At 57.9% G+C, this 23,099-nt stretch carries 20 protein-coding genes; 3 read left to right on the top strand and 17 right to left on the bottom strand.

Translation table 11 applies throughout. The features are described 5' to 3' along the window. Positions 1-13: 13 nt before the first annotated feature. From glgA to asd, 5 genes are all read right to left on the bottom strand, one after another. Complete coding sequence (gene glgA, locus L2Y28_RS20875) at positions 14-1,447, bottom strand: glycogen synthase GlgA (protein ID WP_022649646.1); 1,434 nt, start codon at positions 1,445-1,447, stop codon at positions 14-16. Continuing rightward, a complete protein-coding gene (gene glgC / locus L2Y28_RS20880; protein ID WP_003861582.1) occupies positions 1,447-2,742 on the bottom strand; it encodes a glucose-1-phosphate adenylyltransferase in 1,296 nt (431 codons plus the stop codon). Before glgC ends, glgA begins: the two co-directional genes overlap by 1 nt. A 17-nt stretch (positions 2,743-2,759) precedes the next feature. Then, positions 2,760-4,733 (bottom strand): glycogen debranching protein GlgX, encoded by a 1,974-nt coding sequence (gene glgX / locus L2Y28_RS20885; protein ID WP_022649647.1) that lies wholly within the window; start codon positions 4,731-4,733, stop codon positions 2,760-2,762. Beyond that, positions 4,730-6,916, bottom strand: a complete 2,187-nt coding sequence (gene glgB / locus L2Y28_RS20890; RefSeq protein ID WP_022649648.1) for a 1,4-alpha-glucan branching enzyme — start codon at positions 6,914-6,916, stop codon at positions 4,730-4,732. Before glgB ends, glgX begins: the two co-directional genes overlap by 4 nt. A gap of 239 nt (positions 6,917-7,155) precedes the next feature. Further along, entirely contained in the window at positions 7,156-8,259 is a 1,104-nt protein-coding gene (gene asd / locus L2Y28_RS20895) for an aspartate-semialdehyde dehydrogenase (protein WP_022649649.1), read from the bottom strand. A 178-nt stretch (positions 8,260-8,437) separates the two neighbouring features. Between asd and yhgN the strand changes: the two genes are divergently transcribed. Continuing rightward, positions 8,438-9,031, top strand: coding sequence for an NAAT family transporter YhgN (yhgN, locus tag L2Y28_RS20900; RefSeq protein ID WP_003861574.1), 594 nt, complete (start codon positions 8,438-8,440; stop codon positions 9,029-9,031). Positions 9,032-9,136: 105 nt separating this feature from the next. On the opposite strand, the gene gntU is transcribed toward yhgN, so the two are convergent. The 5 genes from gntU to L2Y28_RS20925 form a co-directional block, all read right to left on the bottom strand. Beyond that, on the bottom strand, positions 9,137-10,477 hold the full coding sequence (gntU, locus tag L2Y28_RS20905) for a gluconate transporter (RefSeq protein WP_017693851.1): 1,341 nt from the start codon (positions 10,475-10,477) through the stop codon (positions 9,137-9,139). 3 nt (positions 10,478-10,480) lie between these two features. Continuing rightward, positions 10,481-11,008 carry a gluconokinase gene (gntK, locus tag L2Y28_RS20910; protein WP_003861569.1) on the bottom strand — a complete coding sequence of 176 codons (528 nt, stop codon included), beginning with the start codon at positions 11,006-11,008 and terminating at the stop codon, positions 10,481-10,483. A gap of 126 nt (positions 11,009-11,134) precedes the next feature. Beyond that, on the bottom strand, positions 11,135-12,130 hold the full coding sequence (gene gntR, locus L2Y28_RS20915) for a gluconate operon transcriptional repressor GntR (RefSeq protein WP_003861567.1): 996 nt from the start codon (positions 12,128-12,130) through the stop codon (positions 11,135-11,137). 91 nt (positions 12,131-12,221) lie between these two features. Continuing rightward, positions 12,222-12,917: a pirin family protein gene (locus L2Y28_RS20920; RefSeq protein ID WP_003861565.1), complete on the bottom strand. Its 696-nt coding sequence runs from the start codon at positions 12,915-12,917 to the stop codon at positions 12,222-12,224. A gap of 123 nt (positions 12,918-13,040) precedes the next feature. Beyond that, complete coding sequence (locus tag L2Y28_RS20925) at positions 13,041-14,078, bottom strand: oxidoreductase (RefSeq protein WP_022649651.1); 1,038 nt, start codon at positions 14,076-14,078, stop codon at positions 13,041-13,043. 257 nt (positions 14,079-14,335) lie between these two features. Here L2Y28_RS20925 and yhhY point away from each other — a divergent pair, with 257 nt between their 5' ends. Continuing rightward, positions 14,336-14,824 (top strand): N-acetyltransferase, encoded by a 489-nt coding sequence (gene yhhY, locus L2Y28_RS20930; protein ID WP_022649652.1) that lies wholly within the window; start codon positions 14,336-14,338, stop codon positions 14,822-14,824. Between the two features lie 100 nt (positions 14,825-14,924). On the opposite strand, the gene ggt is transcribed toward yhhY, so the two are convergent. After that, positions 14,925-16,670 carry a gamma-glutamyltransferase gene (gene ggt, locus L2Y28_RS20935; RefSeq protein WP_022649653.1) on the bottom strand — a complete coding sequence of 582 codons (1,746 nt, stop codon included), beginning with the start codon at positions 16,668-16,670 and terminating at the stop codon, positions 14,925-14,927. A 122-nt stretch (positions 16,671-16,792) separates the two neighbouring features. On the opposite strand from ggt, the gene L2Y28_RS20940 reads away from it, so the two are divergent. Further along, on the top strand, positions 16,793-17,164 hold the full coding sequence (locus L2Y28_RS20940) for a DUF2756 family protein (protein ID WP_022649654.1): 372 nt from the start codon (positions 16,793-16,795) through the stop codon (positions 17,162-17,164). Here L2Y28_RS20940 and ugpQ read toward each other — a convergent pair. The 6 genes from ugpQ to livF form a co-directional block, all read right to left on the bottom strand. After that, a complete protein-coding gene (gene ugpQ / locus L2Y28_RS20945; protein WP_022649655.1) occupies positions 17,154-17,894 on the bottom strand; it encodes a glycerophosphodiester phosphodiesterase in 741 nt (246 codons plus the stop codon). The two genes, L2Y28_RS20940 and ugpQ, sit on opposite strands and share 11 nt — an antisense overlap. After that, the gene (locus tag L2Y28_RS20950; protein ID WP_022649656.1) at positions 17,891-18,961 is read right to left on the bottom strand and encodes a sn-glycerol-3-phosphate import ATP-binding protein UgpC; all 1,071 of its coding nucleotides are present in this window, start codon (positions 18,959-18,961) and stop codon (positions 17,891-17,893) included. Before L2Y28_RS20950 ends, ugpQ begins: the two co-directional genes overlap by 4 nt. Before the next feature lies 1 nt (position 18,962). After that, positions 18,963-19,808 carry a sn-glycerol-3-phosphate ABC transporter permease UgpE gene (gene ugpE / locus L2Y28_RS20955; RefSeq protein WP_022649657.1) on the bottom strand — a complete coding sequence of 282 codons (846 nt, stop codon included), beginning with the start codon at positions 19,806-19,808 and terminating at the stop codon, positions 18,963-18,965. Then, positions 19,805-20,692, bottom strand: coding sequence for a sn-glycerol-3-phosphate ABC transporter permease UgpA (ugpA, locus tag L2Y28_RS20960; protein ID WP_022649658.1), 888 nt, complete (start codon positions 20,690-20,692; stop codon positions 19,805-19,807). Before ugpA ends, ugpE begins: the two co-directional genes overlap by 4 nt. A 129-nt stretch (positions 20,693-20,821) precedes the next feature. Then, entirely contained in the window at positions 20,822-22,138 is a 1,317-nt protein-coding gene (gene ugpB / locus L2Y28_RS20965; RefSeq protein ID WP_022649659.1) for a sn-glycerol-3-phosphate ABC transporter substrate-binding protein UgpB, read from the bottom strand. 246 nt (positions 22,139-22,384) lie between these two features. Further along, entirely contained in the window at positions 22,385-23,098 is a 714-nt protein-coding gene (gene livF / locus L2Y28_RS20970) for a high-affinity branched-chain amino acid ABC transporter ATP-binding protein LivF (protein WP_023298801.1), read from the bottom strand. Between the last annotated feature and the right edge of the window lies 1 nt (position 23,099).

Genomic DNA, 23,099 nt, shown 5'->3' on the forward strand with positions numbered 1-23,099 from the left:
TAACTTCGCCTCGTTACATCAAGCGTTGATAAAGGTCGCGGTAGGACTGCGCCGCAACGTGCCAGCCAAAGTCCATGGACATCGCCTGACGTTGTACGTAACGCCACAGGGATGGACGGGACCACAAGACGAAAGCACGCCGGATCGCCCGAAGTAGCGACCAGGCATTACTGTCCTCGAAAACAAACCCGCTGGCGATACCATCCGCCAGGTTTTCCAGGGAGCTGTCAGACACCGTATCCGCCAGCCCGCCCGTGCGGCGTACCAGCGGCAGCGTGCCGTATTTCAGACCATAGAGCTGCGTCAGGCCGCAGGGCTCGAAACGGCTCGGCACCAGAATCACGTCTGCGCCGCCCATGATGCGGTGCGAGAACGCTTCGTGATAGCCAATCTGCACGCCCACCTGCCCCGGATGTTCCGCCGCGGCCGCGAGGAAACCTTCCTGCAATACCGGGTCGCCCGCGCCGAGCAGCGCAAGCTGCCCACCCTGCTCCAGTAATCCCGGCAGCGCTTCCAGCACCAGATCCAGCCCTTTCTGGCTGGTCAGGCGGCTGACCACCGCAAACAGCGGTACCTTGTCGTTGACCTTCAGCCCCATCGCAATCTGTAGCTGACGCTTGTTCTCCGCTTTGTCCTCCACGGAGTCGCGACCATAGCGCGCTGCCAGCAGGAGGTCCGTTTCCGGATTCCAGATCTGTTCATCCACGCCGTTCAGAATGCCCGACAGACGACCTTCACGGTGGCGCTGTTGCAGTAGCCCTTCCATACCGTAACCGAACTCCGGCTGGGTAATTTCCCGCGCGTAGGTTGGGCTGACCGCCGTGATGTGGTCGGCGTAGTACAGACCGGCCTTCAGGAACGAAATCTGTCCGTTAAACTCCAGTCCGTGCATGTTAAAGAACGACCATGGCAGATCGATGTCATTCATATGATGCGCGTAATACATGCCCTGATACGCCAGGTTGTGCACCGTAAACACCGATTTCGCCGGGTGTCCTTTCGCCGCCAGATACGCAGGAGCCAGCCCCGCATGCCAGTCGTGCGCGTGCACCACGTTCGGACGCCAGAACGGATCCAGCCCGACGGCCATCTCCGCCCCCACCCAGCCGAGCAGGGCAAAGCGCAGCACGTTATCGGTATAGGCGTACAGGTTGGTATCGTGATACGGGCTGCCGGGTCGGTCGTATAAATGCGGCGCATCAATCAGGTAAATACCTACGCCATTGTAATGTCCAAACAGCAGGGTGATACGTCCCGCGAAGGTCTCGCGGCGGGTAACAACCTTCGCATCGGGAATACCACGCCGGATATCCGGAAAAGCGGGTAACAACACGCGGGTATCCACCCCTCCGGCAATTTGCGCCGCCGGTAATGCACCAAGAACATCCGCCAGTCCGCCCGTTTTTAACAACGGGAACATCTCAGAACATACGTGTAAAACCTGCATCATCGCTCCTGTTTGATTTGCAGCTTCCGCAACATTTCCCGTGTTACTAACACGATCCCCTCTTCCGATCGGTAGAAACGACGTGCATCTTCTTCCGCGTTTTCCCCAATCACCATCCCTTCGGGAATGACGCAGGCACGGTCGATAACGCAGCGACGCAGACGACATGAGCGCCCTACCCAGACATCCGGCAGCAGGACTGCCGAATCGATATTACAGAATGAGTTTATACGCACGCGCGGGAACAGCACGGACTGCACCACCACCGAACCGGAGATAATGCACCCGCCAGAGACCAGCGAGTTCAGCGTCATACCGTGGCTGCCGGAGCGATCCTGGACGAACTTCGCCGGCGGCAGCGATTCCATATGGGTGCGAATCGGCCAGTTCTGGTCGTACATATCCAGTTCAGGCGTCACAGATGCCAAATCGAGGTTGGCTTTCCAGTACGCTTCCAGCGTGCCGACGTCGCGCCAGTAAGGTTCCGCATTCGGATCGGACTGCACGCAGGACAATGGGAAAGGATGTGCATACGCCATGCCAGCTTTGGTAATTTTCGGGATGATGTCTTTACCGAAGTCGTGGCTGGAGTTTTCGTCTTTGTCGTCTTCTTCCAGCAGCTCATAAAGATAATCGGCATCAAAGACATAGATCCCCATGCTGGCGAGCGATTTGGTGTCGTCTCCCGGCATGGTTGGCGGATTCGCCGGTTTTTCGACAAAGTCGATAATCTTGTCATCGCCATCTACATGCATCACGCCAAACGCGGTTGCTTCTGCAACAGGCACCGGCAGACACGCCACGGTGCAGCGCGCACCTTTTTCGACGTGGTCGATCAGCATGTGGGAGTAATCTTGCTTGTAGATGTGGTCCCCGGCGAGGATAACGATGTATTCCGCGTTGTAGCGGCGAATGATGTCGAGGTTCTGGGTCACGGCATCCGCCGTGCCGCGATACCAGTTCTCCCCGTGAACGCGCTGCTGCGCCGGGAGCAGATCGACAAACTCGTTCATCTCTTCGCTGAAGAATGACCAGCCGCGCTGAATGTGCTGCACCAGCGTGTGCGACTGATACTGGGTAATGACGCCAATACGGCGAATGCCTGAGTTCAGGCAGTTGGAGAGTGCAAAATCGATAATACGGAACTTACCACCAAAGTGAACGGCCGGTTTGGCGCGCTTGATGGTCAAATCTTTCAGACGGGTACCACGCCCGCCCGCGAGGATCAGGGCAACTGTTTTTAATGGTAGCTGGCGCGCCAACATTAACGGATCGTTCTTCTCTAATCTAACCATGACTAACTCCTTTTTTATCATCTTTGGAATACGCACACTCCGTGCGCAGGCCCGTGCCAGACAGCCATAACAACCGGATTATCCGCTCCGGCAAAGGGAGGAATGGCTCGCCATTCCCCGTCAGGTAAAACAATCTCTGCGACGTCATCCGTCGCGTTCAGCGTCACCAGCCACGCATCCGAAAGCAGGATTTGCAGACAGGGTATGCCGTGTTGCCACTCTTGCGCGCTTAACGGTTGCGCGTCTTTATTCAGCCAGCGAACGTTGCCGTCGCCCTCTTCCCACCAGCAGTCGGCGGTGAGCGCGGGGATGTGCTGGCGAAGATGGATCAGCGCCGCGGTGAAATGGGTCAACCCGCTGTTCGCTTCTTCCCAGTTGAGCCAGGTCAGGGTGTTGTCCTGGCAATAGGCGTTGTTGTTGCCGTGCTGGCTGTGACCGTGCTCATCGCCCGCCAGCAGCATCGGCGTGCCCTGCGACAACAAAAGCGTCGTCAGCAGCGCATGAACGCTGGCGCGTCGCCGCTCGATCACATCCAGACTTCCGCCTAACCCTTCTATACCATGGTTAAAGCTATGGTTGTTGTTAGTCCCATCGCGATTCTCTTCGCCGTTTGCCTCATTGTGTTTCTGATTGAAACAAACGCAGTCGCGCAGCGTAAAACCGTCGTGCGCCGTCACCAGATTAATGGTGGCCGACGGACGTTTGCCGTCACGCTTAAAGAGATCGCTGGAGCCGGCAAAGCGACCGGCAAACTCCCCCAGCGACAGATCGCGCGTCAGCCAGAAGCGGCGGACGGCATCGCGGAAGTGGTCGTTCCACTCGGCAAACAGCGGCGGGAAGTTCCCCACCTGATAACCGCCCTCGCCGATGTCCCAGGGCTCCGCAATCAGCTTCACCTTTGAAAGCACCGGACAGTTTTTGATGGCCTCAAACAGCGGCGCCTGCTGGCTGAACGCCGGGGTGCGCCCCATTACCGGCGCCAGGTCGAAACGAAAACCGTCCACGTGGAACGTCTCAACCCAGTATTTCAGGCACGCGTACGCGTAATGCGTAACGGCCGGATGACTGAGGTTGAGGGTGTTACCGCACCCGGTCCAGTTCTCGTAATCGCCGTCGTCCCTGATCCAATAATAGCTACGGTTATCGATTCCGCGCTGTGAGAGCGTCGGGCCATCAAGATCGCTTTCTGCACTGTGGTTCAACACCACGTCCAGAATGACCTCGATACCCGCCGCGTGAAGCGCCTTCACCGCATCGCGAAACTCATCCCGCGCCTTCTCCGGATGCACCGCGTAGCGCGGGTCGAGGGCGAACATCGCCAGCGGGTTGTAGCCCCAGTAGTTGCTTAACCCAAGACGCTGCAGCCGCGGCTCGCTGGCAAAATGCGCCACGGGCAATAGCTCCAGGGCGGTGATCCCTAAGTGCTTCAGGTACGCGACCATCGTCGGATGCCCAAGCGCTTTGTAGGTACCGCGCATCTCTTTGGGGATTGACGGATGCAGATACGTCAGCCCTTTGACGTGGGCTTCATAAATAACGGTGTTGCCCCACGGCGTGCGCGGAGGGGCATCGTCTTCCCAGTCGTAGAGATCGTGTACCACCACGCTTTTGGGCGCGACGGGTGCGCTGTCGCGGTGGTCTGGTTCGCCGTAGCCAACGTGGAACAGCGGGCCGTCTTTAAACTCGCCGTCCACGCGGTGCGCACATGGGTCAATCAGCAGCTTCGCCGGGTTAAACCAGTGCCCCTGAGAGGGCTCCCAGGGGCCGTGTACGCGAAAACCGTAGTGCATCCCCGGCCGTCCTCCGGGCAGGTAGCCATGCCAGGTATCCCCCGTGCGCGCCGGTAAATCGTAACGGTGTTCGTTACCTTCCCCGTCAAACACACAGAGTTCCACCCGCTCAGCGTGGGCAGAAAAGAGCGTAAAGTTCACCCCCTTTCCGTCAAAACTCGCCCCGAGCGGTTCGGGTTTACCTGCCGAGAGCTGCGTCATTCTCCCTCCCGCACCAGCCAGATTGTGCTCAGCGGCGGCAGCGTCAGGCCAAGGGAGTTCGGACGACCGTGGCTTTCGATGGCGTCGCTCTGTACCAGCCCGCCGTTACCGGCGTTGCTGCCGTGGTAGTGCATGGAGTCGGTGTTAAGGATTTCGCGCCATTTGCCCGGCTGGTTTATGCCGAAGCGGTAGTGTTCGCGCGGTATCGGCGTGAAGTTGCTGGCGACGATGATCTCGTTACCGGCTTTATCACGTCGTACAAAGACAAACACCGAGCGCTCGTGGCCGTCCACCACCAGCCACTCAAAGCCGTACGGATCGAAGTCCAGCTCGTGCAGCGCTTTGTGGTGGCGATAGGTCAGGTTCAGGTCGCGGACCAGACGCTGCACGCCATGGTGCCAGTTGTCCGCGCCTTCCAGCAGATGCCAGTCAAGGCTGGTGTCGTGGTTCCATTCGCGCCCTTGCGCAAATTCGTTGCCCATAAACAGCAGCTTTTTGCCCGGGAAGGCGAACATCCAGCCGTAATAGGCGCGCAGGTTGGCAAACTTCTGCCACGCGTCCCCCGGCATGCGGTCGAGAACGGATTTCTTGCCGTGTACCACTTCATCGTGCGACAGCGGCAGCATGAAGTTTTCGGTGTAGTTGTAGAGTAGCCCGAAGGTGAGCTTATCGTGGTGATACTGACGATAAACCGGGTCAAGCTTCATGTAGTCGAGCGTGTCGTGCATCCAGCCGAGGTTCCACTTGTACCAGAAGCCCAGGCCGCCCATTGCCGGTGGACGGGAAACGCCCGGGAAGTCGGTTGACTCTTCCGCCATAGTCACGGCGCCTTCCACCTGCTCGCCGATGATGCGGTTGGTGTTGCGCAGAAACTCAATCGCTTCGAGGTTTTCACGCCCGCCATACTCGTTTGGGATCCACTCACCCTCTTTGCGGCTGTAGTCGCGGTAGATCATCGACGCCACCGCATCGACGCGCAGGGCATCAATGCCGAAACGTTCGATCCAGTACAGCGCGTTCCCGACCAGGTAGTTTGACACTTCACGGCGACCGTAGTTGTAGATCAGCGTGTTCCAGTCCTGGTGATAGCCTTCGCGCGGATCGCTGTGCTCGTACAACTTCGTACCGTCAAACTCTGCCAGCGCAAAATCATCCGACGGGAAGTGGCCCGGCACCCAGTCGAGGATCACGTTCAGTCCGGCGGCGTGCGCGGCATCAATGAAATAGCGGAAGTCATCGCGCGTGCCGAAGCGGCGCGTAGGCGCATATAGCCCGGTCGGCTGATAGCCCCAGCTACCGTCGAACGGGTGTTCGTTGATTGGCAGCAGCTCCAGATGGGTAAAGCCCATCCATTTGGCGTACGGCACCAGCTGGTCCGCCAGCTCGCGATAGCTCAGCCAGAAGTTGTTATCGGTGTGGCGACGCCAGGAGCCGAGATGCACTTCATAGACGGAGATCGGCGCATCAAAGCGGTTGGCCTGCTTGCGCTCCTCGCTCTGGACAACCTTCTCCGGCAGGCCGCAAATCAGCGAGGCGGTATTCGGGCGCAGTTCGGCCTCAAAGGCGTACGGGTCGGATTTAATACGCAGCTTGCCGTTGGCATCGATCATCTCGAATTTGTAGAGCTGACCGTTGTGCGCGCCGGGGATAAACAGCTCCCAGATACCGGTTTCCCGGCGCAGGCGCATGGGGTGACGACGACCGTCCCAGTAGTTGAACTGCCCGACGACGGAGACGCGCTGGGCGTTTGGCGCCCATACGGCAAAGCGCGTGCCGGTGATACCGTCCATGGTATCCGCATGGGCACCCAGCGTTTCGTAGGGGCGTAAATGGGTCCCTTCGGACAGCAGCCAGGCGTCCATCTCTTTTAAGAGCGGGCCGAAGCTATAGGGATCATCAATCAGGTTTTGCTGACCGTGCCAGATAACGGCAAGCTGATAACGAAAAGGATTTTTACGGCGGGGCATGACGCCCGAGAAGAAGCCACGCGAGTCGAGGCATTCCAGATTACCCACCTTGCGGCCGGTTTTGGGTTCGATAACCCACACTTCTGTTGCATCCGGTAACAGCGCCCGAACTTCCAGTCCGGCCTCTGTACGGTGCATCCCTAGCACAGAAAAGGGGTCGGCAAAGTGACCCGCAATAAGCGCATTAATCACGTCTCTCGAAATACGATCGGACATGGTATTCATCCTGTTTTTTTATGTCGCCCTTTTTACGCGCTCCGGGACGACTTTTAATGTGACCTAAACGGTGCAGTTAATCCTCTCTGCTCCGCCCTACCCTCAGGTGAGAAATAAATCTTCCTTAAAGCATAGCCAACGTCGTGGGCCCTCCTGATAAAAAATAAGACATCTGCGTTTTACTCCATGTAGTACGCAAAAAAAGGGGGTGACATTCACCCCCGGTGTTTAACAAATTATTACGCCAGCTGGCGCAGCATGCGGCGCAGCGGCTCGGCGGCACCCCAAAGAAGCTGGTCGCCAACGGTGAACGCGGAGAGGTACTCCGGTCCCATGTTCAGCTTGCGCAGGCGGCCAACCGGGGTGGTCAGCGTGCCGGTAACGGCTGCCGGGGTCAGTTCGCGCATGGTGATATCGCGATCGTTTGGCACCACTTTCGCCCACGGGTTGTGCGCGGCCAGCAGCTCTTCCACGGTCGGAATAGACACATCTTTTTTCAGTTTAATGGTGAAAGCCTGGCTGTGGCAGCGCAGCGCGCCGATACGCACGCACAGACCGTCAACCGGAATGGTGTTCGCGGTGGCGAGGATTTTGTTGGTCTCAGCCTGGCCCTTCCACTCTTCGCGGGTCTGGCCGTTATCCAGCTGTTTGTCGATCCACGGGATCAGGCCGCCGGCCAGCGGTACGCCAAAGTTATCCACCGGCAATTCGCCACTGCGGGTGAGCTGAGTGACTTTACGCTCGATATCGAGGATCGCGGACGCCGGGTTTGCCAGCTCGGTCGCGACGCTCTGGTGCAGCTGGCCCATCTGGGTCAGCAGCTCGCGCATATGACGCGCGCCGCCGCCGGACGCCGCCTGATAGGTCGCTACGGAGACCCACTCCACCAGATCCTGTGCGAACAGGCCGCCGAGGGACATCAGCATCAGGCTGACGGTGCAGTTACCGCCAACAAACGTTTTCACGCCGTTGTTCAGGCCGTCGGTGATGACATCCTGGTTAACCGGGTCGAGAATGATGATGGCATCGTCTTTCATACGCAGCGAAGAGGCCGCGTCAATCCAGTAGCCCTGCCAGCCGCTTTCACGCAGCTTCGGATAAATTTCGTTGGTATAATCGCCGCCCTGGCAGGTCACAATAATGTCGAGTGCCTTCAGCGCTTCCAGATCGTAAGCATCCTGCAACGTGCCTGTGGTACCACCAAAGGACGGTGCAGCCTGGCCGAGCTGGGAAGTGGAGAAGAAGACCGGGCGGATAGCGTCGAAATCGCGCTCTTCAACCATGCGTTGCATGAGTACAGAGCCGACCATACCGCGCCAGCCGATAAAACCAACGTTTTTCATAGCATTTTTTTCCTGCAAGGGGTGTGTGCTGATTGTGCAAGCCAGTATTGAACTGGGATATGCTTCACATTACAAAATGCTGCCAAAGTCGCAAGCGAAATTAATCGATGATTGCCCGGCAATCAGAAAAAGTGCTAATCATCGCAATGACCACAATAAGTATCAGGGATAATTTAAGATGAGTGAAATCATTTCCGCAGCGGTTTTATTGATCCTGATTATGGATCCGCTCGGTAATCTGCCGATCTTCATGTCGGTGCTGAAGCACACCGAGCCGAAGCGCCGTCGGGCGATCATGATCCGCGAGCTGCTCATCGCCCTGCTGGTGATGTTTATCTTCCTGTTCGCCGGTGAAAAAATCCTCGCTTTCCTGAACTTACGCGCCGAAACGGTCTCCATTTCCGGCGGGATCATTTTGTTCCTGATTGCCATAAAGATGATTTTCCCGAGCGCGGAAGGCAGCAGCAGCGGCCTGCCTGCGGGTGAAGAACCGTTTATCGTGCCGCTGGCGATTCCGCTGGTCGCCGGGCCAACGATTCTGGCAACGCTGATGCTGTTGTCGCATCAGTATCCGAATCAGATGAGCCATCTGGTCATTGCCCTGCTGATCGCCTGGGGCGGGACATTTATTATTCTGCTGCAGTCGTCGCTGTTCCTGCGCCTGCTGGGCGAGAAAGGCGTGAACGCCCTCGAGCGCCTGATGGGGCTGATTCTGGTGATGATGGCGACGCAGATGTTCCTGGATGGGATCCGGGCATGGATGAAAGGGTGAAGATGTAAAAAAGCCGGGTGGCGCTTACGCTTACCCGGCCTACGGGACCTGATTTTTTTGTAGGTCGGGTAAGGCGAAGCCGCCACCCGACAAAATACGGTCTCGTTAGCTCAGCAGCGTAAACGCAATCATCCCGACAACCGCACCCGTCGTGCCGAGGATAGTTTCCATCAGCGTCCAGGTTTTCAGGGTTTGCGCTTCGGTTGCGCCGGTAAATTTACCGAACAGCCAGAAGCCTGCGTCGTTCACGTGAGAAACCACAATCGAACCGCCCGCGATACAGATAGAGAGCGCCGCCATCTGCGCGCCGGAGTAGTTCAGCTGTTCAATCACCGGCATCACCAGCCCCACCGCGGTTAAGCACGCCACGGTCGCGGAGCCCTGAATGATACGCACCGCCGCGGCCAGCACGAAGCAGGTGACCGCAATCGGCAGGCCCATTCCGGTCAGCGCTTCGCCCAGCGCCGGACCCACACCGGAATCCACCAGCACCTGCTTGAACACGCCGCCCGCCCCGATCACCAGCAGAATAATACCCGCCGGTTGTAGCGCGGCACCGCATATCTCCATCACGCGATCTTTTGGCATGCCCTGACGCATCGCCAGGCCGTAAATCGCGACCAGACACGCCACCAGGATCGCAGTGAACGGATGGCCAATAAATTCGAACCATTCGTAAGCGGTTGACCCCACCGGCACAAAACGCGCAGCGATGGTTTTCAGGCCCACCAGCACCAGCGGCAGCAGGATCAGCGACAGACTGAAGCCGAAGGACGGCATTTTGCCCTCGCCCAGGTGCGGCTCGGAGATGTCATCCGGAATGTGCAGCTCAACGTAACGGCTAATGAAGTTGCCCCACAGCGGACCGGCGATAATCATCCCCGGGATCGCCGCACACAGGCCAATCAGGATCATCCAGCCAAAGTCAGCATGCATCTGGGAAGCCAGCAGCATCGGCGCAGGCCCCGGCAGCAGAAACGCCGCCGCCGCCGCCACGCCCGCAAACAGCGGTATGACCAGCTTCACGAGGTTGGTACCGGTATGGCGTGCCATGGAGAACGCCACGCTAATGAGCAGCACCACCGCCACTTCAAAGAACAGCGGCAGCGCGCAAATCAGACCGGCCAGACCAATCGCGTAGTGCGCACGGCTGTGTCCGAAGGATTTCAGCATCTTGACGGCAATCTGATCGACCGCGCCCGTCTCGTGCAAAATCTTGCCAAACATCGCGCCGAGCGCGACTACGATGGCCAGGAAGCCGAGCGTGCCGCCCATCCCTTTTTCCATCGTCGCCGCAATTTTGTCGAGCGGCATTCCGGAAAAGAGACCGGCACCAATAGAAACCACCATCAAAGCAACGAAGGCGTGCATACGTGCCTTCATCACTAAAAACAGCAGCAGCAATACGGAACCCACTGCTGTCAAAACTAGCGTTAATGTACTCAAAACTTACTGCCTTTTATTAATAACCTCGATGGTGCTGGCAACAACACCTTCCAGCGGCTGATCGATATCAACCACTAAGACATCCTGTTCGTCAGCCCCCGGCTCCTGCAACGCTTCGAACTGCGTTACCAGCATCTGGGTTTTGAAGAAGTGGCCTTTACGCGCCTTCAGGCGGCTTTCAATTACCCCGAAATCGCCTTTCAGGTAGATGAAAGAGAGGTTCGGGTTGCCATCGCGCAGCAGGTCGCGATAGGTTTTTTTCAGCGCGGAACAGACTATCAGGGAGACTTTATTGGTGCGCTGCATCGCGAACGCGGCATCATTCAGCGCCTGCAACCAGGGTTTGCGGTCGTCGTCATTCAGCGGCTCGCCGGAAGCCATTTTCATGATGTTGCTGCGCGGATGGAGGAAGTCACCATCAAGAAACGCAGCCTGGAGTTGATGCGCCACTTCGCTCGCCACGGCAGATTTACCGCTACCGGACACGCCCATCAGGACGTAAACGTGGTGATCGTGATTAGTCGTGCTCAAAGGGTGTCCCTCAGTCAATTGTTACGGGTAACAGTTATCGGTAACATTGTCCTGCCGGGGCATAAGAGAAGCAATATCCAAACGTGCGTGAAGTGAATAAGTGTGAGCTACTTCAAATTTGTCGGATTAAATAGATCCACCCGGTGACAAGGTGAAACCTAAATCTAACATTTTAGGGGTAACTGCCTCACCACGAATGCGCGCCAGCAGGCGTTCTGCACCAATGCGGCCCATGCGTTCACGCGGGGTCAGGACGCTTGCCAGACGCGGCTCCATCACCTGGCCAATGTCGTGGCCGTGGAAGCCGGCAATCGCCATATCATCCGGGATTTTTAAACCCAGGCGCTGACACTCAAACGCGGCGCCGACCGCAAGGTCATCGTTGGTACAGAAAATACCGTCCAGTTGCGGATACTCGCGTCGCGCCTGACGCATCAGCTCAATACCCGACGTATAAGAGGAAGATTGCTCCACCATCACGCTGTACGGGGTTAAACCGGCGTCGAGCATCGCCTGCTCGTATCCCTTCTGTTTGATGATAGTACGTTCATCCAGACGCGCACCCAGATAGGCCACATGGCGATGACCGCGGGCGATGATCGCCGCCGTCATCTGACGCGCCGCTTCAAAGTTATCGAACCCCACGGCGATGTCGAGGCACGGCGACTGGCTGTCCATCAGCTCCACCACCGGAATGCCTGCCACTTCAATCATTTTCAGCGTGCGCGGGGTGTGAGTACGTTCCGTTAAAATCAGGCCGTCAATGTTCCAGGAAAGCATCGATTCAAGACGTTCCTCTTCCAGTTCCGGCTTGTACCCATAGTGGGCGAGCATGGTCTGATAACCAAAGGCATCGGTCACGCTTTCGATGCCACGCAGCACTTCAGCGAAAACCTGGTTGGTTAAGGAAGGAAGCAGGACGCCCACCGCACGGCTGGTCGCATTAGAGAGAATATCGGGCGCGCGGTTGGGGATATAACCCAGTTCATCAAGGGCGGCGGCAATCTTGCCACGCAACGCCACGGAAACCTGCTCCGGGTTACGTAAAAAACGGCTGACCGTCATTTTGGTCACACCGACGCGATCGGCGACATCCTGAAGTACGGGGCGTTTCTTTTTCATCGTCCTGAGAAATCTTGAAGTGAGAGATTTGCTCAGTTTATCACGGACAAAGCTCAACCTTCCCCGTTTAAAGGGAAGGTTGAGAAATTATTTAGACCGGCGGCAGATCAAACAGCAGAATTTCACTTTCGCTGTCGGCATGCACGGAGAGCGCCTGCTCATCCCAGACTGCCAGGCCATCGGCGGTGGTGGCTTTGGTGCCATTGATGGACACCTCGCCTTTCACCACCTGGATCCAGACGCGGCGGTTGGCGGCGATCTGGTGCACAGACTGTTCATCTTTCGCCAGCGCCCAGCGGTACAGCTCCATATCCTGATGCACTTTCAGGGAACCTTCACGCGCATCCGGGGAGAGCACCAGCTGTTTACCCTGTTTCGCATCGAAGCGGCGCTGTTCGTAGCGTGGCGTGATGCCGGTCTCTTCTGGAATGATCCAGATTTGATACAGGTGCAGTTTTTCCGTTTTGCTCGGGTTGTACTCAGAGTGACGCACCCCGGTCCCCGCGCTCATAATCTGGAACTCGCCCGCCGGAACCTGCTCTTTATTGCCCATGCTGTCCTGGTGCTCAACCGCCCCTTCAAGCACATAGGTCAGGATTTCCATGTCCTTGTGCGGGTGGGTACCGAAGCCCTGGCCTGCATCAATCACGTCGTCGTTAATGACGCGCAGCGCGGAGAAGCCCATGAAGTTCGGGTCGTAGTAGTCGGCAAACGAGAATGAATGCCATGAGTCCAGCCAGCCATGATTCGCGTGACCACGTTCGTTTGCTTTGCGTAAGTAGATCATTGTTTTCACCCTCAGTTCGTTTCGATGGAGTAAGTGTGGACGCAAACGCTCAGGGATCATAGAGGGTGAAAATTGACTCCTCTGTTCAAAAATTTAGAACAAGCACAAAGGAGCCATTTTTGCTTATCTTGCGAGGGTTACCGTGGCAGGGGAAGCCTGTTCGAAGGCCCGTTCAAGGATTTCCAGGTTCGTCAGAACGTCAGATTCCTTGACGTAATTCGGCGTGCCGCTGGAGAGGGTTTCATACAGCGCATCGTAGACGCGTCCATAATCGCCCGTTTCCGGCTTCAGCTCTTCCCTGACCGTCAGGCCCTCGTCGTTCACGTACTCCAGCACGCCCACGGAATCATCTGCCGCAAAGCCCGGTTCGCCCGGCATGATGTTGGCCTTCAGGCTCGTCTCCTGCTGGTCGATGCCGTACTTGATAAATGAGCCTTTCTTGCCGTGAACGATAAATTTCGGGTAGTCGATTTTCACCAGATGACTGGTTTTGACGATGGCTTTCAGGTCGCCGTAGAACAGCTGTGCTTCGAAGGTATCGTCCGGATTGGCCTTATTGCGCAGGCTGCGGATGTCGTACGCCACGTGGTCCGGGCGGCCAAACAGGGAGATGATCTGGTCCATGGTGTGTACGCCCAGACCGTAGAACGAACCGTCCTGCGGCAGGCCGGGTTTGGTTTCTGCCACAGGGCGGTAGTAATCGAAGTGGCTTTCGATTTCAACGATCTCGCCGAGCTTGCCGCTTTCGATTGCCTTTTTTGCCGTCAGGAAGCAGCTGTCAAAGCGACGGTTCTGGTACGGCGTGACGGTCAGCCCTTTGCTTTTCGCCAGCGCAAAGAGTTCCTTCGCTTCGGCGATGGTCGGGGTGAACGGTTTTTCCACCAGCACGTTTTTACCTGCTTCCAGCGCGCGTTTTGCGTAGTCAAAGTGGCTGTCGGCGTGGGTACAGACCACCACCAGCTTCACCTGCGGATCATTTAACACTTCATCAAGATCGCTGGTGAAATGAATATGGGAATACTGCGGAGACTGCTCTTCTGGCTTCGCGCGGCGGCGATAGATATGGGCCACGTGCCAGGTCTCTTTTCGGTTAAGAACATACGGAAGGTGGTAACGCGTGGTGCTTTTGCCAAATCCAATAAATGCACAATGTAGTGTCATGGCTCAGTCCTTTTGGAAGGTTACTGAGTCTAACCATAACAAAAAAAAAGCCAGCGAGAAGCTGGCTAAAGTAATACTGGAAGCAATGTGAGCAATGTCGTGCTTTCAGGTTCCCGTAGGAGGTCTTCCTGAATGCAGAGCAATAATAATCATTCTCATTCGCACTTGTCCAACACTTTTTGCAAAAAATAGCGATTGACTCAACTTTTAAAGTCACTGATGTTGGAAGGGACTTTTAACTGACTGAGGAACAAGGAATGAGTGAGATAGTGATACGCCACGCTGAACCGAAAGATTACGACGCCATTCGTCAGATCCACGCCCAGCCGGAGGTGTACCACAACACGCTACAGGTTCCTCATCCCTCAGAGCAGATGTGGCATGACCGGCTAACCGATCAGCCCGGTATCAAGCAGCTTGTCGCCTGTATTGATGATACCGTCGCCGGGCATCTGTGCATTGCCGTAGCCCAGCGTCCGCGCCGCAGCCACGTTGCCGATTTTGGAATTTGTGTAGGTGCGCAGTGGCAAAACCGGGGCGTCGCCAGCGCGCTGATACGCACCATGATTGATATGTGCGATAACTGGCTGCGCGTCGACCGCATCGAGTTAACGGTGTTTGTCGATAACGAACCGGCAATCGCGGTGTACAAAAAGCACGGGTTTGAGATTGAAGGCACCGGCAGGCGCTACGCCCTGCGCAACGGCGAGTACGTGGATGCGTATTATATGGCGCGTATGAAGTAACCCCTCACCCCGACCCTCTCCCCGAAGGGGCGAGGGAGAAAAGACCGCACCGTGCAATCCCCTCTCCCCTATGGGGAGAGGGTTAGGGTGAGGGGAGCCCTCAATACCCCGCCGTTAAATCATCCACCGACCGCGGATCCGACGCGCCAAACAGTGCCCCGTCCGGCCCGACCATAATGCTCTGGGTGCTGCCCATCGCCTCCTTCACCGCCACCTTCTGCCCGCGCTGCTCAAGCAGCTTGAGGGTATCCGGGCTAAAGCCCTTCTCCACGCGCAACTCGTCCGGCAGCCACTGGTGATGGAAACGCGGCGCATTGGTCGCTTCGGCGACGTTCATCCCAAAGTCGATGCTGTTCACTACCATTTGCAGCACGGTGGTGATAATCCGGCTCCCGCCCGGGCTGCCGGTCACCAGCCAGGTTTTGCCGTCTTTCACCACGATGGTGGGCGACATGGACGACAGCGGGCGCTTCTTCGGCCCGACCGCATTTGCATCGCCGCCGACCAGCCCGTAGACGTTCGGCACGCCCGGCTTGGCCGAGAAGTCATCCATCTCGTTGTTCAGCAAAATACCGCTACTGCCCGCCACAATCCCGGTGCCGAAGGTGGTGTTGAGCGTGTATGTCACCGCCACCGCGTTTCCGTCTTTGTCCACGACCGAGAAGTGGGTGGTCTGGTTACTTTCATACGGCGCCAGCTTGCCCGGGCGGATCTCGCTGGACGGTTTAGCCTTGTTGATGTCGATCTCATCGGCAATCGATTTGGCATAGGCTTTGTTGGTCAGCGCCTGCCACGGCACCTTCACGAAATCCGGATCGCCAAGGTATTCCGAGCGGTCCGCGTAGGCGCGCTTTTCCGCCTCCGCCATCACCTGCATGGCATCGGCACTACCGAAGCCGAACTTGTGCATATCGAAGTTTTCCAGAATATTGAGGATCTGCACAATGTGAATGCCCCCGGAGGACGGCGGCGGCATGGAGAAGACCTCGTAGCCGCGATAGGTGCCGCTGATCGGCTCGCGCTCCACCGCCTTATATTCCGCCAGATCCGCTTTGGTGATCAGCCCGCCGTTCTTCTGCATCTCATCGGCAATCTGATCGGCAATCGGCCCCTTATAGAAGGCGTCCGGACCGTTTTCGGCAATCAGTTCGAGACTTTTTGCGAGGTTCTTCTGCACCAGCTTATCGCCCTTCTTCAGCGGCTCGCCGTCTTTCCAGAAGATAGCCTTGCTGTTTTCATGATTGGGAATAACTTCGCTGCCGTAGGTTTTGAGGTCGTCCGCCAGCGCGTCGTTGACGACGAAGCCGTCGCGCGCCAGCCTGATGGCAGGCTGTACCACTTTATTCAGCGGCAGCGTGCCGTATTTTTCCAGCGCCAGCGAGAACCCCGCAACGGTGCCCGGCGTGCCGGAGGCAAGGTGCGAGGTCAGGGATTTTTTACTGTCCGGATTGCCCTGATCGTCGAGGAACATATCGCGGGAGGCCTGATTCGGTGCCATCTCACGGAAGTCGATGGCCGTAGTTTTACCGTCTTTCGTGCGCAGCATCATAAACCCGCCGCCGCCCAGGTTCCCCGCCTGTGGATGCGTTACCGCCAGTGCGTACCCGACCGCGACCGCCGCATCCACCGCGTTACCGCCCTGTTTAAGAATATCGACGCCCACCTGAGTTGCCAGCGCGTCAACCGAGGCCACCATGCCATGCGTCGCCCGCACGGGATGAAAAACATCCTCCTCCACGCCGTAAGAGACCGGAGGAGCGGCGGGCGGATTGGCCGCCACGGTAAATGTGCCGCCTGCCATCAGCGCAGCGATGGCGACCCAGCGCAAAAAGGTTGGTTTCATCATTATTGTTCTCCAGGTGAAGGGGCCTATATTCCCCGCTTAAGCCTGGTTCACAACTCTTAAAAAATCATCGTTATGTCGGAATCAGGATAAACTTAAGAGAAGCCTCAAAGGAGGAGATAACCATGAAACGATTACCGATCCTGATCGCGCTGCTTCCGTTCGCCGCGCTCGCACAGCCGATAAACACGCTGAACAACCCGAACCAGCAGGGCTATGTCATTCCGAGCCAGCAGCGTATGCAGACGGAGATGATGAGCCAGCAACAGCAGCAGAAAGGGATGCTTAATCAGCAGTTAAAGACGCAGACCCAGGTGCAGCAGCAGCACCTGCAAAACCAGATGAACGCTAATACCCAGCGCGTGCAGCAGGGCCAGATGCGCGAGCAGCCGCTGTCAAACTCAAACGGTGGGATGTTAAGGGGCGGGGTGTCGCAAAGCAGCGGTCAGCAGCATATGCTGCCGACCCAGCAGAACGGCAGTATGCTTAATAAATAAAGTTCGGCCCGATCTGGTCAATCGCATCGGTACAGATGCTGTCCACGCCCCAGCGCAGCAGCTCGGCTGCACGCTGGGGTTTGTTGACGGTGTAGACCAGGATATGCAGACCGGCCTCTTTTAACAGCATCACGCGCGCTTCATCCAGCAGCTTATGGTTGAGGTGGATCGACACGCAACCTAAGCGGGCAGTCAGCGCGCGCCAGTCTTCTCGCCACTCATCCAGCAGCAGCCCGCGCGGCAGCTCTGGTACGGCCGCCTGTGCCGCTTCCAGCGCGTCGATGTCAAACGACGACAGCAGCGGTACCGTCATCCCTTCCCACAACTCACGCGCGGCCAGCGCGATGACTTTGCCCGTCAGCGGCCCGGTGCCGGTGGTCGGTTTGATTTCGATGTTAGCCATCATGCCGTGCTGTCGGCAGCGGTCCGCCACTTCCGCCAGCAGCGGCAATGGTTCGCCTTTGAATTCACCGCTGAACCAGCTTCCGGCGTCCACCTTCAGCAGATCGCGCCACGGCAGTTCGCCCGCCACGCCCCAGCCGTTGCTGGTGCGTTCAAGGTTGTCGTCATGCAGCAGGAAAATTTCGCCGTCCTTCGACAGCTTGGCGTCGAACTCGATCATCGTGTGGCCGTAGCGCGCGCCAGCGTCAATTGCCGCCAGGGTGTTTTCCGGCGCCAGTTTACCGCCGCCACGGTGGGCGACAATGTGGGGGTAAGGCCAGTTGCTCATACTCGTTGTCCTGTTTCACCGTCAAATAAGTGCAGGTGATTTTCCGGCATATGCAGCCACAGCGTGCTGCCTGCCTTCGGGCGCTCCTGATGCGGCAGGCGCACCACCAGCTTTTGTTCGCCCCAGCGTCCGTGCGCCAGGTTGTCTGCGCCCAGCATCTCCAGCGTGTCCATCACCAGCGGCACGCCGCCGTCCGCCTGAGACGTCAAACCAATATGCTCCGGGCGGATACCGAGCGTCATCTTACGCCCGGCGTAGCCACGATAGTACCAGTTGATCGGCAACGCCATCCCGCTTTCCAGCTCAAAATGGGTTCCTGCAGCATTGATCCGCCCGTCCAGCAGGTTCATCGCCGGGCTGCCGATAAAACTCGCCACAAAACGGCTGGCCGGTTTTTCGTAGACTTCCACCGGGGTGCCAATCTGCTCGGCGATGCCTTTGTTCATCACCATCACGCGCTGGGCGAGAGTCATGGCCTCTACCTGATCGTGGGTCACGTAGAGGGACGTGGTTTTCAGGCGGCGATGCAGCTGCTGTAGCTCAAGGCGCATCTGCACGCGCAGCTTGGCGTCGAGGTTTGACAGCGGTTCGTCGAACAGAAAGACCGCCGGGTCACGCACGATGGCGCGCCCCATCGCCACGCGCTGACGCTGGCCGCCGGAAAGCTCGCGCGGGCGGCGCTTGAGCAGGCCGTCCAGCTCCAGAATGCGCGCGGCTTCTTTCACGCGCTCCTCGATATGGCCTTTGCCCATGCCGCGAATTTTCAGCCCCCAGGCCATGTTCTCTTCCACGCTCATGTGCGGATAGAGGGCGTAGTTCTGGAACACCATCGCGATGCCGCGATCTTTGGGTTCCATCTCGGTAACGCGCTGGCGGTCAATCCAGATATCCCCGGACGTCACGCGTTCCAGCCCCGCCACCATGCGCAGAAGCGTGGATTTCCCACAGCCGGACGGACCGACCATGACGATAAATTCCCCGTCCGCCACGTCGAGCGTCAGCGGCTGAATGACCTGGGTTTTGCCGTCCCAGCTTTTGGTTACTGCCTGTAATTTTAAACCTGCCATCTTATTTCTCACTGTCCACTAAACCACGCACAAACGCACGCTGCATGGCTAAAACGATAACGACCGGGGGGATAAGGGTGAGCAGCATCGCCGCCATTACCTGGTTCCAGAGGGTGGTGCCTTCGCCGGTGGCGATCATGCCTTTGATGCCTGCCACGGCGGTGCCGAGGTTGACGTCCTGAACGATCAGCAGCGGCCACAGGTACTGGTTCCAGCCGTAGATAAAGGTGATCACAAACAGCGCCGCAAGGTTGGTTTTCGACAGCGGCAGCACGATGTCGCGGAAGAAGCGCATCGGCGAGGCGCCGTCAATACGCGCGGCTTCAATCAGCTCATCCGGCAGGGTCATAAAGAACTGGCGGAACAGGAAGGTGGCGGTCGCCGAAGCCATCAGCGGCAGGGTTAAGCCCGCGTAGCTGTCGAGCATCTTCAGGTTGGCGATCACCTCCACCGTCGGGAAGATACGCACCTCCACCGGCAGCATCAGAGTGATAAAAATCATCCAGAAAAACAGGTTACGCAGCGGAAAGCGGAACCAGACGATGGCGAAGGCCGAAAGCATCGACACCGTGATTTTGCCGATGGTGATGCCGAACGCCATGATGAAACTGTTGAGCATCATCAGCCAGAACGGCGCGCTGTTGGCCCCCACGCCCTGGGTCCAGATAGTTTTCATGTTCTCGAAAAGATGCCCGCCGGGGACGAGCGTCATCGGCGTGTCGAACACCGCTTTGGTGTCCAGCGTGGCGGCGACGAAGGCCACGTACAGTGGAAACAGGATGACGAGGATGCCCAGGATCAGCAGGGTATGGCTGAAAATCGTCAGCCCGCGACGGTTCTCAATCATTGGTAGCGCACCTTACTTTCAACATAGCGGAACTGCACCACCGTCAGGATGATGACGAGGAACATCAGCACCACGGACTGGGCGGCAGAGGCAGAGAGATCAAGCCCGGCAAAGCCTTCGCGGTAGATCTTGTAGATCAGCGTCGTCGTCGCCTGTACCGGACCGCCCGCAGTGGCGGCGTCGATCACCGGGAAGGTGTCGAAGAAGGCGTACACCAGGTTGACCACCAGCAGGAAGAAACTCACCGGGGCGATCAGCGGCAGCGACAGTTTGAAGAAGCGACGAACGGGCCCTGCGCCGTCAATCGCGGCGGCCTCCACCAGCGAACGCGGGATAGACTGTAGCGCGGCGAAGAAAAACAGGAAGTTATAGCTGATCTGCTTCCACACCGAGGCGAACACCACCAGGAACATCGCCTGACCGCTGTTCTGGGCGTGGTTCCAGTCGTAGCCAAACTCGCCCAGGAAGTGGGTAATCAGCCCGCGCCCCGGGTTAAACAGGAAGATCCACAGCACGGCGGCCACGGCGGGAGCCACAGCGTAAGGCAGCAGCATCAGGGTCTGATACAGACGGCTGCCGCGCACTACGTAATCCACCAGCGCGGCGAAGAACAGCGACGCGACAAGACCGCTGACGGTGACCAGCGCGCTGAATTTGATCGTCGTCCAGAAGGAGTCCAGGTAGTAGCTGTCATGGAACAGCGCGGTAAAGTTGTCCAGCCCGACAAACTGGCTGGAAAGCCCGAACGGATCGACGCTTTGTACCGAGTACCACAGCGCTTCGCCCGCAGGCCAGATAAAGAAGATAACGGTGATGACCAGCTGCGGCGCGACCAGCAGGTACGGCAGCCAGCGGGAACGGAACACCGGACGGGATGATGACATAGGTTAGCTCAAGTAGGTTTTCGCCCCTCACCCCGGCCCTCTCCCCATAGGGGCGAGGGAGAAAAGACGGCTCCGTGCAGTCCCCTCTCCCCTATGGGGAGAGGGTTAGGGTGAGGGGTAAGGTTTTAATTACGATTTCGTCGACTGCTCAAAGCGGCGTAACAGTTGGTTGCCGCGCTCTACCGCTGAATCCAGCGCCTGCTGTGGCGTTTTCTTCCCGGTCCAGACGCTTTCCAGCTCTTCATCAACGATGGTGCGGATCTGCGGCATGTTGCCCAGACGCAGGCCTTTGGTGAACGGCAACGGCGGCTTGTTCAGCATCTGACGCGTCGCGATGTCCGCGCCCGGGTTCTTGCTGTAGAAGCCCTGCTCCCGGGTCAGGTCGTACGCGGCTTTGGTGATCGGCAGGTAGCCGGTCTTCTGGTGCCACTCGGCGGCGTTTTCCGGCTTCGCCAGGAAGTCGAGGAACTCGGCCACGCCTTTGTAGGTGCCGTTGTCTTTACCCTGCATCACCCACAGGCTCGCCCCGCCGATGATGGCGTTCTGCGGCGCGCCTTTTACATCAGCGTCGTACGGCATCATGCCCACGCCGTAGTTGAATTTGGCGTAGTGACGGATGTCCGCCAGCGAACCGGAAGACGCGGTAGTAATGGCGCAGTCACCGTTGTAGAACTTCTCGGTGGATTCGTCTTTGCGCCCGAAATAGCTGAAGTCGCCCTTCTTGTTCAGATCGGCCAGCAGCGCGATGTGCTTCACCTGCTCCGGCTTGTTAAATTCCAGAACCGCGTCGGTGCCATCGAAGCCGTTGTTTTTGGTGGCAACCGGCAGGCCGTGCCAGGCGCTGAAGTTTTCAATCTGGATCCAGCCCTGCCAGCCGCTGGCGTAGCCGCACTTCATCCCCGCCGCTTTCAGCTTCGCGGTGTACTCCGCCAGATCCTGCCAGGTTTTTGGCGGCTGTTCCGGATCTAAACCGGCTTTTTTGAAGGCATCTTTGTTGTAGTACAGCACCGGCGTGGAGCTGTTAAACGGCTGAGACAGCAGGTGGCCGGTTTTGGAATCGGTGTAGTAACCGGAGACGGTCGGCACAAACTGGGATTCGTCAAAGTTGATGCCCGCGTCTTTGAACACTTCATAGACCGGCTTGATGGCTTTGGAGGCCATCATGGTCGCGGTGCCGACTTCATAAACCTGTAACAGGGCTGGCGCATTGCCGGTACGGAAGGCGGCGATGCCCGCGCTCAGGCTCTGCTCGTAGTTGCCTTTGTACACCGGCACAATTTTGTAGTCCGGGTGGGTGTCGTTGAAACGTTGCGCCAGGGAGTCAACCTCTTTACCCAACTCCCCTTCCATAGAATGCCAGAACGGAATGGTGGTCACAGCCATTGCGTTCGTCGCAAAAGCCAGACCGATTGCCAGTCCCAAAGCTGTGTGTCGTAACGATGTCATTGTCATCTCTCTTATTATGCCGGATGCGCGATATCACGCGTTTTGTGCTCGCGAGGTAACATGACATGCTCGAATGACAGAAAAATAACTTTTTGTTTACAGATAGGTGACAGCCAGGCGTCAGAGGGATGATGGTTGTGTGAAGGGGTTAATATGAAAAAAAGCCGGGTGGCGGCTTCGCCTTACCCGGCCTACATGGTATCCGTAGGCCCGGTAAGCGCAGCGCCACCGGGCGATACAGACGGCTTAGCCGCCCAAATACGCGCTCCGCACCGCTTCGTTCGCCAGCAGCGCATCGCCGGTATCGGAGAGCACCACGCGGCCGTTCTCCAGCACGTAGCCACGGTCAGCGAGCTTCAGCGCCTGGTTGGCGTTCTGCTCGACGAGGAAGATGGTCATCCCCTCTTTGCGCAGCTGCTCGATGGTGTCGAAAATCTGCTGAATGATGATAGGCGCCAGCCCGAGCGACGGTTCATCCAGCAGCAGCAGACGCGGCTGGCTCATCAGCGCGCGGCCAATCGCCAGCATCTGTTGCTCCCCGCCGGACATGGTGCCCGCGCGCTGAATTCGCCGCTCCCACAGGCGCGGGAAGAGTTCGTATACCCATTTGATGCGGGTCTGGTATTCATCCCGGTGGGCGAAGAAACCGCCCATCGCCAGGTTCTCTTCGACCGTCATGCGCGAGAACACGCGACGCCCTTCCGGGACGATCGCTACCGCTTCACGCATAATTTTAGCCGTCTGCCAGTCGGTAATATCTTTGCCGTCAAACACAATCCGCCCGCTGGTGGCGCGCGGATCGCCGCACAGGGTGCCGAGCAGCGTGGTTTTCCCCGCGCCGTTGGCGCCAATCAGGGTGACGATTTCGCCCTGATTGATATGCAGGCTGACGTCGTGCAGCGCCTGGATCTTGCCGTAGTGCGCATTGACCTTGTCGAACGTTAACATCGCTTTTTCCATC

The sequence above is a fragment of the Enterobacter sp. JH25 genome (assembly GCF_021725435.1).
Taxonomy (GTDB): Bacteria; Pseudomonadota; Gammaproteobacteria; order Enterobacterales; family Enterobacteriaceae; genus Enterobacter; species Enterobacter intestinihominis.

Coding starts and splice junctions, on each gene's coding strand:
- glgA (WP_022649646.1), bottom strand. CDS start 1,447: ATGCAGGTTTTACACGTATGTTCTGAGATGTTCCCGTTGTTAAAAACG.
- glgC (WP_003861582.1), bottom strand. CDS start 2,742: ATGGTTAGATTAGAGAAGAACGATCCGTTAATGTTGGCGCGCCAGCTA.
- glgX (WP_022649647.1), bottom strand. CDS start 4,733: ATGACGCAGCTCTCGGCAGGTAAACCCGAACCGCTCGGGGCGAGTTTT.
- glgB (WP_022649648.1), bottom strand. CDS start 6,916: ATGTCCGATCGTATTTCGAGAGACGTGATTAATGCGCTTATTGCGGGT.
- asd (WP_022649649.1), bottom strand. CDS start 8,259: ATGAAAAACGTTGGTTTTATCGGCTGGCGCGGTATGGTCGGCTCTGTA.
- yhgN (WP_003861574.1), top strand. CDS start 8,438: ATGAGTGAAATCATTTCCGCAGCGGTTTTATTGATCCTGATTATGGAT.
- gntR (WP_003861567.1), bottom strand. CDS start 12,130: ATGAAAAAGAAACGCCCCGTACTTCAGGATGTCGCCGATCGCGTCGGT.
- L2Y28_RS20920 (WP_003861565.1), bottom strand. CDS start 12,917: ATGATCTACTTACGCAAAGCAAACGAACGTGGTCACGCGAATCATGGC.
- L2Y28_RS20925 (WP_022649651.1), bottom strand. CDS start 14,078: ATGACACTACATTGTGCATTTATTGGATTTGGCAAAAGCACCACGCGT.
- yhhY (WP_022649652.1), top strand. CDS start 14,336: ATGAGTGAGATAGTGATACGCCACGCTGAACCGAAAGATTACGACGCC.
- ggt (WP_022649653.1), bottom strand. CDS start 16,670: ATGATGAAACCAACCTTTTTGCGCTGGGTCGCCATCGCTGCGCTGATG.
- L2Y28_RS20940 (WP_022649654.1), top strand. CDS start 16,793: ATGAAACGATTACCGATCCTGATCGCGCTGCTTCCGTTCGCCGCGCTC.
- ugpQ (WP_022649655.1), bottom strand. CDS start 17,894: ATGAGCAACTGGCCTTACCCCCACATTGTCGCCCACCGTGGCGGCGGT.
- L2Y28_RS20950 (WP_022649656.1), bottom strand. CDS start 18,961: ATGGCAGGTTTAAAATTACAGGCAGTAACCAAAAGCTGGGACGGCAAA.
- ugpE (WP_022649657.1), bottom strand. CDS start 19,808: ATGATTGAGAACCGTCGCGGGCTGACGATTTTCAGCCATACCCTGCTG.
- ugpA (WP_022649658.1), bottom strand. CDS start 20,692: ATGTCATCATCCCGTCCGGTGTTCCGTTCCCGCTGGCTGCCGTACCTG.
- ugpB (WP_022649659.1), bottom strand. CDS start 22,138: ATGACATCGTTACGACACACAGCTTTGGGACTGGCAATCGGTCTGGCT.
- livF (WP_023298801.1), bottom strand. CDS start 23,098: ATGGAAAAAGCGATGTTAACGTTCGACAAGGTCAATGCGCACTACGGC.